This is a genomic window from Acinetobacter sp. CIP 51.11, assembly GCF_000369665.1.
Lineage (GTDB): Bacteria > Pseudomonadota > Gammaproteobacteria > Pseudomonadales > Moraxellaceae > Acinetobacter > Acinetobacter lwoffii_S.
In genome coordinates, this window is sequence record NZ_KB850129.1 from 1,813,102 (window position 1) to 1,830,680 (window position 17,579).

Consider the following 17,579-nt stretch of genomic DNA (forward strand, 5'->3'; position numbering starts at 1 on the left):
GTAAACTTATTAATATTAATGATTATAGCAATGAACTGGATAAAACGAATAGATTGGCCAGCATGGATCGGCACCCTGTTACTTATTATTGTCTTTCGGGAAGCTTCGGTTTGGTTAATGACCCAACTGAATCATCCTGAATTAGGCAATCTGGTCGGGTTATTGAGCCTTTTAATTGCGCTGTTTACCTGGCGCTACTTTGGCAAACTCCCCGCCCGCCTTGTGGATACCAATAACAAACTGATGAAGGAAAGCGCCTTTGCTTTCTTGCCTGTCAGTGCAGGTGCACTGATGATGCTGGTACATATGGGCCAGAAAATTCCGGCCTTTCTGTTCATTATGTTTTTCAGCACCCTGATTCCTTTATGGATTTACGCCAAAATGGCCAAGCGCTGGTTATAGGAGTTCCGCATGTTATCTATTTTGTATGGCTTTGCGGTTACGCTCAGCGCCTATCTGATTGCCAAACCCTGTAACCGGTTCATACCGCAAATTCCCGTCATCGTGTTCAGCATGTTCTTTGTACTGGTGATTTTATTTGTGCTGGGCATTCCCTATGAAAATTACATGGATGAAGTTAATCCGCTTTTCAACCATTTACTCGGCTATGTGACCGTCGCCCTGGCTATCCCTCTGGCCGCGATGCGCTACGATGACTTGCCGCTCAAAGCCATTATCGGCATTTTGGTTTTTGCCAGTATCAGTGCTGTCGCCTTGCCGATGGGACTGGCTTATCTGCTGCATATGTCCTCTGCAGATATTATGGCGTTTGCTACCCGCGCAGTGACCACTCCAATTGCGATTAATATTGCCACCTTGCTGGATGCACCCATCAGCATGGTCATTCTGATCGTGATTCTTTCTGGCGTGATTGGTGCAGCTTTTTCTCCATTTATTCTGAGACATATTAATGATGAACGTGCCTCCGGATTGGCTTTAGGACTGGCCGCACATGCCATCGGCACAGCTCAGGCCTGGCAGCGCGGCAGTGTTGCAGGTCGTTATGCTGCTTTTGGCATGGCGGTAAATGCGGTCTTTACCGCGATCTGGTTGCCAACTTTTATACTTTATTTGCAAAAAATGTGACTAGTGAATCAAATTATTCATTTGTTTTATAGGGTAATCGTTCTTACTATAGAGTAAGAACACTAATCTCACCTAGGAACAGATATATGAAAAAGGTTCAATTCTTTTCAACTTTACTTTTAGCCTCTTTCAGCCATCTGGCTTTGGCCTCTGACCTTTCAGGGACATGGAGAAATATTGACGACAAAACTGGTTCACCTAAAGCATTCCTCGAAATTCGTGAAACGGCTTCAGGCGTCTATGCTGCCAAGATCACAAAAATCACCCCTCGTCCTGGATATACACCGAAAGAAAACTGTGTGTCCTGTCCTGCACCTTATACCAATAAACCTATTCTCGGTCTGGATGTGCTCACTGGCTTAAAGCACGTCGGCAATAACAGTTTTGCTCAAGGCAAGCTGCTTGATCCATTATCAGGGAATCTTTATAACACCAAGGCAAAATTAAGTGCCAATGGGAAACGTCTGATCCTACGTGGCTATATCGGCGTTTCAGCGCTAGGCCGTAGTCAAACCTGGATTAAGCAGGATTAATTCCTGCTTAATTAAATAAAATGTGACGGGGTTATGCTTTAGTAGATAGAAGCTTGCATTTTAATGCATTAAGTTGTATGAATATTAAACATATGCTTTTTTCATGCAATATAGATTATGAAAGTGCATTAACGTAGTTTGCGTCAACATTCACCACATGGAATTAGGTGAATGTTCATAAAAAAAGAAGGATAAGGATATCGCATGTATAAAATCGCAATTTTAACTGTTTTTTCAGCTTCTTTATTCACAGGCTCTATGGCCTTTGCTCAGGAGTTATCTGGTCTCTGGCAACAGATTGATGATAAAACCGGCTCACCTAAAGCATTGATTGAAATGAAAACTCAGGCTGATGGCTCCTATACCGGAACGATTACTAAAGTCACACCTCGCCCAGGTTATACACCACGAGAAAAATGTGTCAAATGTCCATCACCTTATACCGATAAACCGATTTTGGGATTAGACGTTATTAAAGGACTGAAACCCACCACCAAAAATAACTATGCACATGGCCGGGTACTCGATCCACTCACCGGCAAAATTTATGATTTAAAAGGCCGGATTTCTGCCAATGGGAAACGACTGACTTTACGTGGATATATCGGGATATCTGCAATTGGTCGCACACAAACCTGGATTCGCCAGGATTAATAAAAACAGCACTTTTGTGTTGGGGATATTTTATTCATCTATAAAAAAGGGATAAATATAATGAAACAAACTAAATTAGGATTAATGTTCATCGCTGCACTGATGACTGGGACTGCTTATGCACAGGATCTGACTGGCATCTGGCAGCAAATTGATGATAAAACCGGCTCACCAAAAGCGATTATTGAAATTCGTCAAAATGATAATGGGACTTTTGCCGGAAAAATTATCAAAGTGACTCCACGTCCAGGCTATACTCCACAAAAGACCTGCAATAAATGTCCCGCGCCTTATACCAATCAGCCGATCATGGGCATGGATGTATTGACTGGTTTAAAACATGTGGAAGGCACCAACAATTATGAAAAAGGTAAAGTGATTGATCCATTGGCAGGTAAAGTTTATGACGCTCGAGTGCGTCTAAATGCCAATGGTAAACGTTTAACCTTGCGTGGTTATGTGGGTGTGTCCGCTTTAGGCCGTAGCCAGACCTGGATTCGCCAAGATTAATACCTAATTCTCATTATTCAAAAAAGCTGCCAAATTGGCAGCTTTTTTTAGTGTATCAACTCTATAGTATTCAGATAAGTGTTGACTATTTTAGTAAGATTTCTAACATGAGCGGGCGATGATAAAAATTCTTTGGAATGACTCTCTATGTTTAAAAAAATATTACTTGCCGCGCTTACAGCAGGATGTATGACGAATTTGTGGGCAGACGATATTACTGGAACTTGGCAACAAATTGATGATAAAACGGGGGCGGCTAAAGCGATTATCGTCATTAGCAAAGAAGCAAATAATACCTATTCAGGCAAAATTGTAAAAATCACGCCTCGCCCAGACTATAATCCACGTGAAAAATGCAATAACTGCCCTGCACCTTATACCAATCAGCCTATTTTAGGCATGACCATTTTAAAAGGCCTAAAACTGGTTGAAGGCACCAAGAACTATGATAAAGGTCGTATTATCGATCCATTGGCAGGTAAAATTTATGATGCAAAAATGCGTTTAAACAATACCGGTAAACGTTTAACCTTACGTGCCAGCATAGGCGTTTCAGTTCTAGGCCGTAACCAGACCTGGATTCGAGCAGACTAAATTTTAAAACTAAAAAAGCCACGTAATCACGTGGCTTTTTTAATAGCTTTACTTACATCACCGGATTATCCACTGCAAACATCTGCTGATCTTCTAGGCGGAATGCCATGAGTTGATTACCCCAGACACAACCGCCATCTACATTCTGAATCTTGTTCGAAATGGTTTTACCGTTCAAGGCGGCCCAGTGACCAAACAGGATCTGATGAGTTTGTGCGGCCTGTGATTCAAACTCAAACCAAGGTTTAAATCCTTCCGGCATCGGATCATCCAGCGCATCTTTAAAGCTGTATTCCAGACGTCCCTCAGCGTCAGTTAAACGCATTCGGGTGAGGTAGTTCACGATACAGCGAATACGTTCATGGCCTTGTAGCTGATCCGACCAAAGTGCGGGTTCTTTCCCGAACATTTCTTTCAGAAAATCATCCAGCACCTCGAAGTCATCATGAGCAATGATCGCTTCGACTTCTTGTGCCAATTGAGCAGTTTTTTCGGCACTCCAGATATTCGGAATTCCAGCATGCGTCAAAATGGTCTGCTCATTTGGAAATAGACACATTGGCTGTTTGCGCAGCCAGTCAATCAAGTCATCACTGTCGATCGCATCAATCACATCACGAACATTGTCTTTTTCTTTCACCGGTTTGATGCCGCGGGCATAAGCCAGCAAAGTCAAATCATGATTTCCCAAGACCGTCGCAGCCGCACCTTGCTCAGCCAGCTTTTTGATAAACCGCAATGCTGCAATTGAGTTTTCACCACGTGCAACCAAATCTCCAGCAAACCAGATAAAATCTTGTTCTGCATCAAACTGGATTTCCTTGAGTAGAGCTTTCAAAGCCTCAAAACAGCCTTGAACATCCCCAATCACATAATTATATCGAGCAGTGCGATTCATCGTAATTTAAGCCACCATTTGATCTGAAAGTGCAACAAACTGTTCAAGTGTCAGTGTTTCTGGACGTGCCATCGGATCAACACCCGCTTTTTCAAAACCCTCTTCAACCAGCATACCCTTCAAGCTGTTACGCAGAGTTTTACGACGCTGGGTAAATACATGCGATACCAGTCGTGTCAGCGTTTTTTCATTCTTCGCCACAATCGGTTTAACTTTATAAGGCTCTAAACGGAATACCGCTGAGGTCACTTTTGGTGGCGGATTAAAAGATCCAGGTGGCACTTCGAACAGGAAAGTCGGTTTACAGAAATATTGAATCATCACCGACAGACGGCCATATTCTTTGGTATTGGGTGATGCGGTAATGCGGTCTACCACTTCTTTTTGCAGCATGAAATGCATGTCTTGCACTTTGTCACCAAATTCCAAGAGATGGAATAACAGTGGCGTTGAAATATTATAGGGCAAGTTACCGACCACACGTAATGGACGATCTTCCTGGAACAACTGAGAATAATCGTATCTCAAGGCATCGGCTTCAATAATGGTTAAACGTTCCGGATGCGGCACACGACCCGGCAGGCCAGCAGCCAGATCACGATCCAGCTCAAGTACGGTTAAGGCATCACATTCACCAATTAAAGGTGAAGTCAAAGCGGCCAGACCCGGGCCAATTTCCAGGATGTTCTGACCTGGACGCGGATTGACTGAGCGTACAATTTTGGCAATGACACGCTGGTCATGTAAAAAGTTTTGACCAAATCTTTTTCGAGCCTGATGCCCTTCATCTTTTGGGTTTAAGGCATTAATTTGATACATAAAAACATTTCCAACGTGAGTGATGAACAATAATCAGTGGCGCGCCAGATCGAGGGCTAAATCGACAGCAACGTGCAGGCTGGAACTTTTCGCAAGTCCCGTCCCCGCAAGGGAGAGTGCTGTGCCATGATCAACAGAAGTTCGAATAAACGGTAAGCCGAGGGTAATATTAATGGCTTCACCAAAGCCCTGTGATTTTAACACAGGTAAACCTTGATCGTGATACATCGCCAGAACAGCATCAGCATCTTTTAGGTTTTCTGGAGTAAATAAAGTATCAGCAGGTAGGCTTAAACTCATGTTGATACCTTGGGCACGATAGCTTTCGAGTACCGGATTGATCACTTCAATTTCTTCCATCCCCAAATAACCGCCCTCCCCGGCATGCGGATTTAAACCGCAAACCAGTATATTCGGCTGTTCAATCTTGAATTTGGATTTCAGGTCGTGAATCAGAATATCAATCACCTGATGCAAGCGTTCAGGCGTAATCGCATCTGCCACGGCACGAAGCGGAAGATGGGTAGTGGCCAAGGCCACGCGTAAAGTTTTGGTGGCCAGCATCATGACTACACGTGGAACACCAGCAAATTCCTGGTAATACTCGGTATGACCACTAAAAGAAATGCCCGCTTCATTTATCACGGACTTTTGTACAGGCGCAGTCGCGACGCCGACACTTTTTCCTGACATGGCATAGTCTGCGGATCGACGCAGTTGCTCCAGTACATAAGCCGCATTGTTCGGATTCAGCTCACCCAATACGACATCTTGCTGCACGGGAACATGCTCTACAAATAGCTGACCGATGCCTGAAGATGACTCCTGTCCTTGATATTCAATCAGCTCAACCGATAATTTGAGTATCTGAGCACGTTGCTCGAGCATATGAATATCCGCCAATACCACAATTGGGCGCTCATCAACACGATCTGCAAGACTCAGGCAAATATCAGGACCAATTCCGGCAGGTTCCCCACTGGTGACATATAAAGGCAGCATCATCTTCTCAATTTGGCAAAGCTGAGAAATATTATAACCCGATCACGCCTACGCTGTAGTAATCATTGCAAAGAGTACTTATAAATCAATATTTTGATACCATTGTAACTATGGTTACAAATATAGTTGCAGTTTTTGTAGCATATAAAGGCTTAGGTCTTTCTTTCACCAGGGAGATTAGATAAAATACAGCGCTTGAAATTTTAATTTTCATTTGTGATTCTTCACGTATTCGTTTAGAATCGCGTCTCCTTTAGTTTGGACAGATTCCATAGTCCAAACCAACTATAATAGGTAGTGGTTTAATGAAAACTCTCAGCGCTAAGCCAGCTGAAGTTCAACACGACTGGTACGTTGTTGATGCTTCTGGCAAAACTTTAGGTCGCCTTGCGACTGAAATCGCTCGTCGTTTACGCGGTAAGCATAAAACTTCTTATACTCCTCACGTTGACACTGGCGACTACATCGTTGTTATCAATGCTGAAGAAATCACTGTGACTGGTAAAAAGTCACAAGATAAGAAATACTATCGCCACACTGGTTTCCCTGGTGGTATCCGTGAGACTAACTTTGAAAAGTTAATCGCTCACAAACCAGAAGCAGTTCTAGAAAAAGCTGTTAAAGGTATGTTACCTAAAGGTCCTCTTGGTTATGCAATGATCAAGAAAATGAAAGTGTATGCAGGTACTGAGCATCCACACGCTGCTCAACAGCCACAAGTTTTGGACATCTAAGGGATAACAGCACATGGCTACTAATTATGGTACAGGTCGCCGTAAGACCGCAACTGCACGTGTTTTCCTATCAGCTGGTACTGGTAAACTCGTAATTAACAACCGTACTCTTGAACAGTATTTCGGTCGTGAAACTGCTCGTATGGTTGTTAACCAACCACTTGAGCTTCTTGAAGCTACTGACAAATATGACCTTTACATCACTGTTGCTGGTGGTGGTATTGGTGGTCAAGCAGGCGCTATCCGTCACGGTATTACTCGTGCATTGATCGCTTCTGACGAAACTTTAAAACCTGCTCTTCGTCAAGCTGGTTTCGTTACTCGTGATGCTCGTGAAGTTGAACGTAAGAAACTTGGTTTACGTAAAGCTCGTAAACGTCCCCAATTCTCTAAACGTTAATTCGTTTACCGAATCGGACAAAAAACCCTGGATTTTCCAGGGTTTTTTTATGGTAGTTAATTGGTAATTTAGACCTTTTTCCTTGTTATTGTTCATGCACATCCTTACCCCACACCCCTTCATGACACCAGAATGACTTCATCAAATAATAATTTGCGATCCCAATACAGATAAACAGCAAAATGACAGGAAGCTTGATCAGCATCTTATTTTCCTCCAGTTGTTTTTCTTATAATCTACCTCGGCTCAAGCCGATTGATCTTTGATGCTTGGTGCTTTTTAGGTTGAATTTTAGTATCCTAGTCTATTCATTAGAAGCTCATCAGGATTTATGTCAGTCGAAAGCGCGCCTCTTCAAGGAATCACTCTCTATAGTCATGCCGATGACTTTCGTTCCCATTGGATTCGCTATGTGCTTACCGAAAAACAGATTAAATATAACCTGATTTTGGTGGATGCCGATGATGAGGATTTGGCCAGTCTCAATCCTTATAATCAATTGCCGATGCTGATCGAAAATGAACTCAAATTATTTAATACTTCAATTATCTCTGAATATGTAGATGATCGTTATCGTCAGAACAAACTGTATGCCGATGCTCCGATGCCCCGGGCAGAGCAACGACAATACATCTGGCGCTTTGAAAATGACTGGCTGAAGCTGGCTGATATCATGTTACGCCATCCTGATACGCTGGATAAGAAAGCCAAAGCTCAGGCACAAAAACAGTTACAGGATATCCTGATTTCACTGATGCCACTATTCCAACATTTTCCCTATTTTATGTCTGAACAATTTAGTATCCTGGATTGTATGCTGGCACCAATTTTTATCCGTCTGAAACAGATGGGCGTAGAATTACCACAGCAGCAATGCCGTCCGTTTTATTTATATTGCCAACGAATTTTTAGTCGTCCTGCCTTTGTAAAATCCATGACATTGCAGGAAAAGAACCGTTATTCAGTGCAACTCAAACATCCATAGAGAAACATCATGTCCGAACAAGAATTCAACCTTAGCCCTACCCGTCCCTATATGGCACGTGCAATCTATGAGTGGGTTTGCGATAACAATATGACGCCTTACCTGCTGGTGGATGCCACACGCCCAAATACCATGGTTCCTGAGCAGTTTATTAAAGATGGACAGATTGTTCTGAATATTGTGCCACATGCCGTGCATGCGCTGCATATGAGCAATGATGCCATTAGCTTCTCGGCTCGCTTTGGTGGCGTTTCTCGTGATATTTATGTGCCTATGGCAGCAGTACTCGGCATTTATGCACGTGAAAATAGTCAAGGTTTATTCTTTGATCCAGGTGAATATGAGCATACACAAAATGATGAAGATGCTTTAAAATCAAGCACTGAAGAACAAACTGAACAACCAAAGAAAAAACCGACTTTAAGACTATTAGATTAAAAATAATGGAGCAAGTGAATGGCTTTTGATTTAGTACAATATTTTGTTGAACAGATAGAGACTCAAAAGCCTGAGCTTCTAAAAGAATATACAAAAGAAGAAAGACGAAAATATATATCAGAAATCACTGCCTTAACTTTAGGTAAACTTATTACTGAATGGCGTCATAATCCACAAAAAATTTATAATGAAATCAATCATCCTGATGAATTATATATCTTGGAAATCGTGCGTCACCTCGCTACCAGTCCGGAAAATCAATCTACTTTGGATCGAGCTCAGCTTGAGCACAGTACTTCAGAAATTTTTCATTTACAGCTTATTGAATTAAAACAACTGCATGATACCGGCAACCATAATATCCATAGCATTCAGGAATTACTAACCGGGCAAATTGAACATTTATCTGGTCAAGCAGATGATTGGGTTTGGACAACAAACAAGCTAACAGAACTCAAAGGCTCTAAACCAATTGTGCAAGAAGAGCTATCATTAGAAGCATCAATGAAGGAGTTTAATCAAATGGTAAGCCAGAATCAGCAGCATCAAGATATCGAAGAAGTCATTGTTGTAGACACCCCAACATGGGCAAAGATTGTTGAACCTATCGTAGCGATTGCCATTCTTTGGGTATTAATCGCAGCCGTAATGCGTGTGTTTGGCTAAAATGATCTGCAATAAAAAACCAGCGATTCGCTGGTTTTTTATGTGCCAAAATTTACAAGATCAGCTTATAAACTCTTTTAGAGCCAGCCTTACAGAGATCCTACTAGGTCAAACAAATTGACAGAAATCATCTGCCTCAGAAGAATCTGATCAGCTTTGAGATAGATATGTTAAATATCTTATCTAAATTCCCGGGCCTAAAAAAATCCCCCTCTGCTAATGCGGAGGGGGATTTTGGAATAATGAGCTGGCGATGACTTACTCTCACATGGGTAACCCCACACTACCATCAGCGCTAAGAGGTTTCACTTCTGAGTTCGGGAAGGGATCAGGTGGTTCACTCTTGCTATGGTCGCCAGCACAACTGGTATGATTACTTACTGAGGTCTTATGGTTGCCTTAGCTTTCTTCAAATCTTGCACTCTGTTCAAAGCAGTGCTTTGAACATCGTTCATTAACAGGTATATCTGAGTTGCAGTAGTTTGTTCGTTCAGCGTAACTAAATCAAGCTGTTTTGCTTAATATCGAATCAATCGAGCTTCGTACAACAACTGTTTGGGTGTTGTATAGTCAAGCCTCACGAGCAATTAGTATTGGTCAGCTTCACATATCACTATGCTTCCACATCCAACCTATCAACGTCGTAGTCTTCAACGGCTCTTTAGGAGACATAAAGTCTCGGGGAAATCTTATCTTGAGGTAGGCTTCCCGCTTAGATGCTTTCAGCGGTTATCCCTTCCGAACATAGCTACCCGGCGATGCCACTGGCGTGACAACCGGTACACCAGAGGTTCGTCCACTCTGGTCCTCTCGTACTAGGAGCAGATCCTCTCAAATTTCCAACGCCCACGGTAGATAGGGACCGAACTGTCTCACGACGTTCTAAACCCAGCTCGCGTACCTCTTTAAATGGCGAACAGCCATACCCTTGGGACCTGCTTCAGCCCCAGGATGAGATGAGCCGACATCGAGGTGCCAAACACCGCCGTCGATATGAACTCTTGGGCGGTATCAGCCTGTTATCCCCAGAGTACCTTTTATCCGTTGAGCGATGGCCCTTCCATACAGAACCACCGGATCACTAAGACCTACTTTCGTACCTGCTCGACTTGTGGGTCTCGCAGTTAAGCGCGCTTTTGCCTTTATACTCTACGCGTGATTTCCGACCACGCTGAGCGCACCTTCGTACTCCTCCGTTACTCTTTAGGAGGAGACCGCCCCAGTCAAACTACCCACCAGACATGGTCCTCGTCCCGGATAACGGGACAGAGTTAGAACCTCAATATTACCAGGGTGGTATTTCAAGGACGGCTCCATCGCAACTAGCGTCGCGACTTCAAAGCCTCCCACCTATCCTACACAAGTAAGATCAAAGTTCAATGTCAAGCTGCAGTAAAGGTTCACGGGGTCTTTCCGTCTAGCCGCGGGTACACCGCATCTTCACGGCGAATTCGATTTCACTGAGTCTCTGCTGGAGACAGCGCCCCCATCATTATGCCATTCGTGCAGGTCGGAACTTACCCGACAAGGAATTTCGCTACCTTAGGACCGTTATAGTTACGGCCGCCGTTTACTGGGGCTTCGATCAAGAGCTTCGCTTACGCTAACCCCATCAATTAACCTTCCAGCACCGGGCAGGCATCACACCCTATACGTCCACTTTCGTGTTTGCAGAGTGCTATGTTTTTAATAAACAGTTGCAGGGGCCTGGTTTCTGAGGCTGTCGGCCGCTCAAGGAGCAAGTCCTATCACAGACAACAGCGTACCTTCTCCCGAAGTTACGGTACCATTTTGCCTAGTTCCTTCAGCAGAGTTCTCTCAAGCGCTTTGGTCTACTCGACCTGACCACCTGTGTCGGTTTCGGGTACGATTCCTGTGTAACTGAAGCTTAGAGACTTTTCCTGGAAGCATGGTATCAGCCACTTCACTGTACAAGTACAGCTTGCTATCAGTTCTCAGCATAGAGTACCCCGGATTTGCCTAAGATACATGCCTACAACCTTCCACCTGGACAACCAACGCCAGGCTGACTTAACCTTCTCCGTCCTCTCATCGCATTACACAGAAGTATTGGAATATTAACCAATTTCCCATCGACTACGCCTCTCGGCCTCGCCTTAGGGGTCGACTCACCCAGCCCCGATTAACGTTGGACTGGAACCCTTGGTCTTTCAGCGTGCGAGTTTTTCACTCGCATTGTCGTTACTCACGTCAGCATTCGCACTTCTGATACCTCCAGCAGACTTCTCAATCCACCTTCATCGGCTTACAGAACGCTCCCCTACCACGCATAATAAATTATGCATCCGCAGCTTCGGCATATAGTTTTAGCCCCGTTACATCTTCCGCGCAGGCCGACTCGACTAGTGAGCTATTACGCTTTCTTTAAAGGGTGGCTGCTTCTAAGCCAACCTCCTAGCTGTCTATGCCTTCCCACATCGTTTCCCACTTAACTATAATTTTGGGGCCTTAGCTGGCGGTCTGGATTGTTTTCCTCTTGACTACGGACGTTAGCACCCGCAGTCTGTCTCCCGGATAGTACTCATTGGTATTCGGAGTTTGCATCGGTTTGGTAAGTCGGGATGACCCCCTAGCCGAAACAGTGCTCTACCCCCAATGGTATTCGTCCGAGGCGCTACCTAAATAGCTTTCGGGGAGAACCAGCTATCACCAAGTTTGATTAGCCTTTCACCCCTATCCACAAGTCATCCCCTGGCTTTTCAACGACAGTGGGTTCGGTCCTCCAGTTAGTGTTACCCAACCTTCAACCTGCTCATGGATAGATCACCTGGTTTCGGGTCTATACCCAGCAACTAAACGCCCTATTAAGACTCGGTTTCCCTACGGCTCCCCTATGCGGTTAACCTCGCTACTGAATATAAGTCGCTGACCCATTATACAAAAGGTACGCAGTCACCGGACTAAGCCGGCTCCCACTGCTTGTATGCATGCGGTTTCAGGATCTATTTCACTCCCCTCACAGGGGTTCTTTTCGCCTTTCCCTCACGGTACTGGTTCACTATCGGTCAGTCAGGAGTATTTAGCCTTGGAGGATGGTCCCCCCATATTCAGACAAGGTTTCACGTGCCTCGCCCTACTCGACATCATCATATAAGCCCTTTCGTGTACAGGACTATCACCGTCTACGGTCGCACTTCCCAGAGCGTTCCACTAGAACTTATATGACTTAATGGGCTCTTCCCCTTTCGCTCGCCGCTACTGAGGGAATCTCAATTGATTTCTTTTCCTAAGGGTACTGAGATGTTTCACTTCCCCTCGTTCGCCTTGCAACACTATGTATTCATGTTGCAATACCTACCTTATGGTAAGTGGGTTTCCCCATTCAGACATCTCCGGATCACAGGATATTTGCCGCCTCCCCGGAGCTTTTCGCAGGCTATCACGTCTTTCTTCGCCTCTGACTGCCAAGGCATCCACCACATGCACTTAATTACTTGACTATACAACCCCAAACAGTCGTTTATCCTTACAAGTAGGATAAGCAACAGAGTTCGTCTTGCGACTTACTCATACAGTTGGCGTTTCGTAGATTTAACTACTGTACAGCTTCAATTAGATTCATATACCAAAACGCTTGATTCAGTTAATTTCGCTAGAACTCATTTCCTTAATCTTCACATCACAGTAATAAATCACTGTTAGTGTTGATCTTAAAAACGAGTTTGAACAAATTATTTCAACTCAAATATATTCTGTTAATGATTTTTCCAGCCTTCGTCAGGTCAGGAAACTGTGATAAATCACAGAGATTATCAAGTCCGCGTATCATAACGCTTGTACTTGTTAATCTCTAGGATCTAAATACTTGATCGCTTAGGAACTAAACAACTTCATCACTGTATGATTACATACTGCGCGAAGCGTAGCTTCTTGCTTAAATTTCAAGTAAAAGCAGTGCTTTTATGATCTTGAAATTTGGTGGAGACTAGGAGAGTCGAACTCCTGACCTCCTGCGTGCAAAGCAGGCGCTCTACCAACTAAGCTAAGTCCCCAGCTTATCAATAAGTCAATGTTTCTGATTTTCCGTACTTCGTCAGTAGTGGTGGGTCTGACAAGACTTGAACTTGTGACCCCACGCTTATCAAGCGTGTGCTCTAACCAACTGAGCTACAGACCCTCAGATACATCGTATGAAGAACAACTTGTTGTGGATCCTTACCAATCGTCAATCTTTCGTTAAGGAGGTGATCCAGCCGCAGGTTCCCCTACGGCTACCTTGTTACGACTTCACCCCAGTCATCTGCCACACCGTGGTAAGCGTCCCCCCTAAGGTTAGACTACCTACTTCTGGTGCAACAAACTCCCATGGTGTGACGGGCGGTGTGTACAAGGCCCGGGAACGTATTCACCGCGGCATTCTGATCCGCGATTACTAGCGATTCCGACTTCATGGAGTCGAGTTGCAGACTCCAATCCGGACTACGATCGGCTTTTTGAGATTAGCATCCTCTCGCGAGGTAGCAACCCTTTGTACCGACCATTGTAGCACGTGTGTAGCCCTGGTCGTAAGGGCCATGATGACTTGACGTCGTCCCCGCCTTCCTCCAGTTTGTCACTGGCAGTATCCTTAAAGTTCCCGGCTTAACCCGCTGGCAAATAAGGAAAAGGGTTGCGCTCGTTGCGGGACTTAACCCAACATCTCACGACACGAGCTGACGACAGCCATGCAGCACCTGTATGTAAGTTCCCGAAGGCACCAATCCATCTCTGGAAAGTTCTTACTATGTCAAGACCAGGTAAGGTTCTTCGCGTTGCATCGAATTAAACCACATGCTCCACCGCTTGTGCGGGCCCCCGTCAATTCATTTGAGTTTTAGTCTTGCGACCGTACTCCCCAGGCGGTCTACTTATCGCGTTAGCTGCGCCACTAAAGCCTCAAAGGCCCCAACGGCTAGTAGACATCGTTTACGGCATGGACTACCAGGGTATCTAATCCTGTTTGCTCCCCATGCTTTCGCACCTCAGTGTCAGTATTAGGCCAGATGGCTGCCTTCGCCATCGGTATTCCTCCAGATCTCTACGCATTTCACCGCTACACCTGGAATTCTACCATCCTCTCCCATACTCTAGCCAACCAGTATCGAATGCAATTCCCAAGTTAAGCTCGGGGATTTCACATTTGACTTAATTGGCCACCTACGCGCGCTTTACGCCCAGTAAATCCGATTAACGCTTGCACCCTCTGTATTACCGCGGCTGCTGGCACAGAGTTAGCCGGTGCTTATTCTGCGAGTAACGTCCACTATCCAAGAGTATTAATCTCGGTAGCCTCCTCCTCGCTTAAAGTGCTTTACAACCAAAAGGCCTTCTTCACACACGCGGCATGGCTGGATCAGGGTTCCCCCCATTGTCCAATATTCCCCACTGCTGCCTCCCGTAGGAGTCTGGGCCGTGTCTCAGTCCCAGTGTGGCGGATCATCCTCTCAGACCCGCTACAGATCGTCGCCTTGGTAGGCCTTTACCCCACCAACTAGCTAATCCGACTTAGGCTCATCTATTAGCGCAAGGCCCGAAGGTCCCCTGCTTTCTCCCGTAGGACGTATGCGGTATTAGCATCCCTTTCGAGATGTTGTCCCCCACTAATAGGCAGATTCCTAAGCATTACTCACCCGTCCGCCGCTAGGTCAGGTAGCAAGCTACCTTTCCCCGCTCGACTTGCATGTGTTAAGCCTGCCGCCAGCGTTCAATCTGAGCCATGATCAAACTCTTCAGTTTAATACTATGTAGCACCTTAAAGGGTGCCAATCTTGGCTCATCAATTTTCTGACAAATATTTCTCAAATAAACTTCGAGTAATTTCTACCATCAATCAATGAAAATAATTTCGATCAATCAACCAGTAAAAATCCACACAAGTTGTTCTTCATAATCTCTTAATGATCTTCTTGCTGATTCGTCATCAGCAAGCTAGGTCGGCTATATTACACTAGATATTCTTAGTGTCAACTAGCAATGAAAACTATTTTTAAAATTTCTTTCTAAAACCGAACTTAATCAAACTTAACTAAGTCACTGTTTTATAAGAAGTTTTAATCTTCATCACCGCCGATGGATGTGCATTCTACAGCATTCCCGACCCAATACAACCCCTCTTCTTAAATAATTCAGCAAAAATATCACGACTGTTTATTTATTCTACAAAAATTATAGGTTTTTCTATTTTTCACTCAAAATTTATTCAATTACTGATGTTTTAAAGTAGTTTATTTACTTATCAAAGGATATTTCTAATTAATTTAATTGCTATATCTATCTAAAAATTTTTTATTGTCTTTATTTCAGATCAAACACAACAGATGAGTTAATAAAATAGATTTACTATGGAATCCCTTACCCATTTTAAAAATATAATCCTCCTCCATCCATTAAAATTCCATTCAACAAGATAATCACTCTATAGATAAACTCTGGTTGAATTGTTGAATGATTAAAATTAAAAGTGAAGCAATGCGAGAAGAAAGCAATCTTCAATGCACAGTTTTATTAGATGAAAAATAATTTAATAGGGGTTCGAGCATTCATCATGATAGCCACCGACAACAATTGTATATTTTTTATTCACATTGAATTCCAGGCATAAAAAAAACCGCTTAACGCGGTATCTTTTATCTCGACCATCTTGAAGGAGATGGTCGGAGCAGTAGGATTCGAACCTACGACCCCCTGGTCCCAAACCAGGTGCACTACCAGGCTGTGCTATGCTCCGATTTCAACTTTAAAAGTTGGGGTGAATGACGGGATTCGAACCCGCGACAACTGGAATCACAATCCAGGGCTCTACCAACTGAGCTACATCCACCATCATTTTGATTCTTAACATCAAGCGACCAAATGGCGCGCCTGACAGGATTCGAACCTGTGACCATCCGCTTAGAAGGCGGATGCTCTATCCAACTGAGCTACAAGCGCGTTACTGATGCAAACATCATTTGCCTTGAAGAATTGGTCGGAGCAGTAGGATTCGAACCTACGACCCCCTGGTCCCAAACCAGGTGCACTACCAGGCTGTGCTATGCTCCGATTCATCTCAGCTTTCGTATCGAACATCGTTCGGTACGGTGTGCATTCTAGGCGCGACGCCCGGAGACGTCAACACCTATATTTAAAAAAAACCGAAAAAACGCTTCAAGCGTTTATTTATCAATCGCTTCAGACATTTTTTATACAAATTTTAACGTTTTAGTCCGGCACTAAAGTTCAGCATGCGATCTAGAGGCAGTTTAGCTCGTTCAGCAAGTACCGGATCGACATGCACTTCCTGATCTTTATGCTGTAACACATGCAAGATACCATCCAGCTCGTTCATGGCCATCCAAGGACAATGCGCACAAGAACGACAAGTTGCCCCCTCTCCTGCGGTTGGTGCTTCAATCAGAATTTTATCCGGCACTGCCTGCTGCATTTTATAAAAAATACCGCGATCAGTAGCTACGATTAAACGTTGATGTGGCAAAGTCTGCGCTGCTTTAATCAGTTGCGAAGTGCTACCCACGGCATCAGCAATCTCGACTACAGACATCGGTGATTCAGGATGTACCAGAACCGCCGCATCTGGATAGAGTGCTTTCATATTGGCAATACCGCGTGAACGGAATTCTTCATGCACGATACAGGCGCCATCCCAGAGCAACATCTCTGCACCGGTTTTTTTCTGGATATAACGACCCAGATGCTGATCGGGTGCCCAGATGATTTTTTCGCCCAGACTGTCCAGATGTTCGATAATTTCCACTGCACAGCTTGAAGTGACGACCCAATCGGCCCGGGCTTTCACGGCCGCTGACGTGTTAGCATAAACCACCACGGTATGATCCGGGTGCGCATCGCAAAAAGCGGTAAATTCATCGACAGGACAACCCAAGTCCAGTGAACAGGTCGCTTCCAGGGTAGGCATCAGCACGGTTTTATGGGGTGAAAGAATTTTAGAGGTTTCGCCCATAAATTTCACACCAGCCACCACAAGCGTTGAAGCCGAATGATCGCGACCAAAACGCGCCATTTCCAGTGAATCGGAAACACAGCCACCGGTCAGTTCAGCCAGTTCTTGCACTTCAGGATCACAATAATAATGCGCCACCAAAACAGCATCCTGTTTTTCCAGCTCTGCCTTGATCTGTGCAAATTTGTCCAATTTTTCCTGCTGGCTCATTTGATGTTCTTGTGGAACACCTAAACGATCTAAATGCGCCTGCACAATCGATTTAGCTTCATTGGCTATTAATTTGGTCGCATCATTCAT

At 44.4% G+C, this 17,579-nt stretch carries 15 protein-coding genes, 6 tRNA genes and 3 rRNA genes; 11 read left to right on the forward strand and 13 right to left on the reverse strand.

The genetic code is table 11. The features are described 5' to 3' along the window. Positions 1 to 30: 30 nt before the first annotated feature. The 6 genes from F894_RS12365 to F894_RS12390 all read left to right on the forward strand — a co-directional run bounded on the left by F894_RS12365 (position 31) and on the right by F894_RS12390 (position 3,377). The gene (locus F894_RS12365; RefSeq protein ID WP_004281691.1) at positions 31 to 402 is read left to right on the forward strand and encodes a hypothetical protein; all 372 of its coding nucleotides are present in this window, start codon (positions 31 to 33) and stop codon (positions 400 to 402) included. Positions 403 to 411: 9 nt separating this feature from the next. Further along, a complete protein-coding gene (locus tag F894_RS12370; RefSeq protein ID WP_004281690.1) occupies positions 412 to 1,086 on the forward strand; it encodes an LrgB family protein in 675 nt (224 codons plus the stop codon). 86 nt (positions 1,087 to 1,172) lie between these two features. Beyond that, positions 1,173 to 1,619: a DUF2147 domain-containing protein gene (locus F894_RS12375; protein WP_005106118.1), complete on the forward strand. Its 447-nt coding sequence runs from the start codon at positions 1,173 to 1,175 to the stop codon at positions 1,617 to 1,619. Between the two features lie 204 nt (positions 1,620 to 1,823). After that, the gene (locus F894_RS12380; protein ID WP_005248004.1) at positions 1,824 to 2,273 is read left to right on the forward strand and encodes a DUF2147 domain-containing protein; all 450 of its coding nucleotides are present in this window, start codon (positions 1,824 to 1,826) and stop codon (positions 2,271 to 2,273) included. Positions 2,274 to 2,333: 60 nt separating this feature from the next. Continuing rightward, positions 2,334 to 2,783 carry a DUF2147 domain-containing protein gene (locus F894_RS12385; protein WP_004645963.1) on the forward strand — a complete coding sequence of 150 codons (450 nt, stop codon included), beginning with the start codon at positions 2,334 to 2,336 and terminating at the stop codon, positions 2,781 to 2,783. 147 nt (positions 2,784 to 2,930) lie between these two features. After that, complete coding sequence (locus F894_RS12390; RefSeq protein WP_004281686.1) at positions 2,931 to 3,377, forward strand: DUF2147 domain-containing protein; 447 nt, start codon at positions 2,931 to 2,933, stop codon at positions 3,375 to 3,377. 52 nt (positions 3,378 to 3,429) lie between these two features. Here the strand turns inward: F894_RS12390 and F894_RS12395 are convergent, their stop codons facing one another. Genes F894_RS12395 through pdxA form a run of 3 tightly spaced genes read right to left on the reverse strand, consistent with a single transcriptional unit; the run spans position 3,430 to position 6,096 of the window. After that, entirely contained in the window at positions 3,430 to 4,275 is an 846-nt protein-coding gene (locus F894_RS12395) for a symmetrical bis(5'-nucleosyl)-tetraphosphatase (protein WP_005248006.1), read from the reverse strand. A gap of 6 nt (positions 4,276 to 4,281) precedes the next feature. After that, positions 4,282 to 5,094 (reverse strand): 16S rRNA (adenine(1518)-N(6)/adenine(1519)-N(6))-dimethyltransferase RsmA, encoded by an 813-nt coding sequence (rsmA, locus tag F894_RS12400; RefSeq protein ID WP_005248007.1) that lies wholly within the window; start codon positions 5,092 to 5,094, stop codon positions 4,282 to 4,284. A gap of 33 nt (positions 5,095 to 5,127) precedes the next feature. Further along, on the reverse strand, positions 5,128 to 6,096 hold the full coding sequence (gene pdxA / locus F894_RS12405; protein WP_005248009.1) for a 4-hydroxythreonine-4-phosphate dehydrogenase PdxA: 969 nt from the start codon (positions 6,094 to 6,096) through the stop codon (positions 5,128 to 5,130). A gap of 305 nt (positions 6,097 to 6,401) precedes the next feature. Between pdxA and rplM the strand changes: the two genes are divergently transcribed. From rplM to F894_RS12430, 5 genes are all read left to right on the forward strand, one after another. Next, complete coding sequence (gene rplM, locus F894_RS12410) at positions 6,402 to 6,830, forward strand: 50S ribosomal protein L13 (RefSeq protein WP_004281682.1); 429 nt, start codon at positions 6,402 to 6,404, stop codon at positions 6,828 to 6,830. A 13-nt stretch (positions 6,831 to 6,843) separates the two neighbouring features. Next, entirely contained in the window at positions 6,844 to 7,230 is a 387-nt protein-coding gene (gene rpsI / locus F894_RS12415) for a 30S ribosomal protein S9 (RefSeq protein WP_004281681.1), read from the forward strand. 331 nt (positions 7,231 to 7,561) lie between these two features. Further along, a complete protein-coding gene (locus F894_RS12420) occupies positions 7,562 to 8,215 on the forward strand; it encodes a glutathione S-transferase N-terminal domain-containing protein (RefSeq protein WP_005248012.1) in 654 nt (217 codons plus the stop codon). Between the two features lie 9 nt (positions 8,216 to 8,224). Beyond that, entirely contained in the window at positions 8,225 to 8,653 is a 429-nt protein-coding gene (locus F894_RS12425; RefSeq protein WP_005248014.1) for a ClpXP protease specificity-enhancing factor, read from the forward strand. Between the two features lie 18 nt (positions 8,654 to 8,671). Next, complete coding sequence (locus F894_RS12430) at positions 8,672 to 9,319, forward strand: hypothetical protein (RefSeq protein WP_005248016.1); 648 nt, start codon at positions 8,672 to 8,674, stop codon at positions 9,317 to 9,319. Positions 9,320 to 9,564: 245 nt separating this feature from the next. Here F894_RS12430 and rrf read toward each other — a convergent pair. From rrf to nadA, 10 genes are all read right to left on the reverse strand, one after another. Then, positions 9,565 to 9,679: ribosomal RNA gene (rrf, locus tag F894_RS12435) — 5S ribosomal RNA — on the reverse strand. Between the two features lie 206 nt (positions 9,680 to 9,885). Further along, a 23S ribosomal RNA gene (locus F894_RS12440) occupies positions 9,886 to 12,780 on the reverse strand. A gap of 476 nt (positions 12,781 to 13,256) precedes the next feature. Beyond that, positions 13,257 to 13,332, reverse strand: a tRNA-Ala gene (locus F894_RS12445). A 48-nt stretch (positions 13,333 to 13,380) separates the two neighbouring features. Beyond that, positions 13,381 to 13,457 (reverse strand) — tRNA-Ile (locus F894_RS12450). A 60-nt stretch (positions 13,458 to 13,517) separates the two neighbouring features. Further along, positions 13,518 to 15,055, reverse strand: a 16S ribosomal RNA gene (locus F894_RS12455). Together the 16S, 23S and 5S rRNA genes with 2 tRNA genes alongside form the textbook arrangement of a ribosomal RNA operon. A gap of 914 nt (positions 15,056 to 15,969) precedes the next feature. Continuing rightward, a tRNA-Pro gene (locus F894_RS12460) sits at positions 15,970 to 16,046 on the reverse strand. Between the two features lie 17 nt (positions 16,047 to 16,063). After that, positions 16,064 to 16,139: transfer RNA gene (locus F894_RS12465), tRNA-His, on the reverse strand. Between the two features lie 33 nt (positions 16,140 to 16,172). Next, positions 16,173 to 16,249 (reverse strand) — tRNA-Arg (locus F894_RS12470). A 34-nt stretch (positions 16,250 to 16,283) separates the two neighbouring features. After that, positions 16,284 to 16,360: transfer RNA gene (locus tag F894_RS12475), tRNA-Pro, on the reverse strand. 151 nt (positions 16,361 to 16,511) lie between these two features. Next, on the reverse strand, positions 16,512 to 17,579 hold the full coding sequence (nadA, locus tag F894_RS12480; protein ID WP_005248018.1) for a quinolinate synthase NadA: 1,068 nt from the start codon (positions 17,577 to 17,579) through the stop codon (positions 16,512 to 16,514).

Excerpts from the sequence above, each read along its gene's own strand:
- rplM (WP_004281682.1), top strand. The coding sequence starts at position 6,402 with ATGAAAACTCTCAGCGCTAAGCCAGCTGAAGTTCAACACGACTGGTAC.
- F894_RS12395 (WP_005248006.1), bottom strand. The coding sequence starts at position 4,275 with ATGAATCGCACTGCTCGATATAATTATGTGATTGGGGATGTTCAAGGC.
- F894_RS12365 (WP_004281691.1), top strand. The coding sequence starts at position 31 with ATGAACTGGATAAAACGAATAGATTGGCCAGCATGGATCGGCACCCTG.
- nadA (WP_005248018.1), bottom strand. The coding sequence starts at position 17,579 with ATGAATGATGCGACCAAATTAATAGCCAATGAAGCTAAATCGATTGTG.
- rpsI (WP_004281681.1), top strand. The coding sequence starts at position 6,844 with ATGGCTACTAATTATGGTACAGGTCGCCGTAAGACCGCAACTGCACGT.
- F894_RS12390 (WP_004281686.1), top strand. The coding sequence starts at position 2,931 with ATGTTTAAAAAAATATTACTTGCCGCGCTTACAGCAGGATGTATGACG.
- pdxA (WP_005248009.1), bottom strand. The coding sequence starts at position 6,096 with ATGCTGCCTTTATATGTCACCAGTGGGGAACCTGCCGGAATTGGTCCT.
- rsmA (WP_005248007.1), bottom strand. The coding sequence starts at position 5,094 with ATGTATCAAATTAATGCCTTAAACCCAAAAGATGAAGGGCATCAGGCT.
- F894_RS12385 (WP_004645963.1), top strand. The coding sequence starts at position 2,334 with ATGAAACAAACTAAATTAGGATTAATGTTCATCGCTGCACTGATGACT.
- F894_RS12375 (WP_005106118.1), top strand. The coding sequence starts at position 1,173 with ATGAAAAAGGTTCAATTCTTTTCAACTTTACTTTTAGCCTCTTTCAGC.
- F894_RS12420 (WP_005248012.1), top strand. The coding sequence starts at position 7,562 with ATGTCAGTCGAAAGCGCGCCTCTTCAAGGAATCACTCTCTATAGTCAT.
- F894_RS12370 (WP_004281690.1), top strand. The coding sequence starts at position 412 with ATGTTATCTATTTTGTATGGCTTTGCGGTTACGCTCAGCGCCTATCTG.
- F894_RS12430 (WP_005248016.1), top strand. The coding sequence starts at position 8,672 with ATGGCTTTTGATTTAGTACAATATTTTGTTGAACAGATAGAGACTCAA.
- F894_RS12380 (WP_005248004.1), top strand. The coding sequence starts at position 1,824 with ATGTATAAAATCGCAATTTTAACTGTTTTTTCAGCTTCTTTATTCACA.
- F894_RS12425 (WP_005248014.1), top strand. The coding sequence starts at position 8,225 with ATGTCCGAACAAGAATTCAACCTTAGCCCTACCCGTCCCTATATGGCA.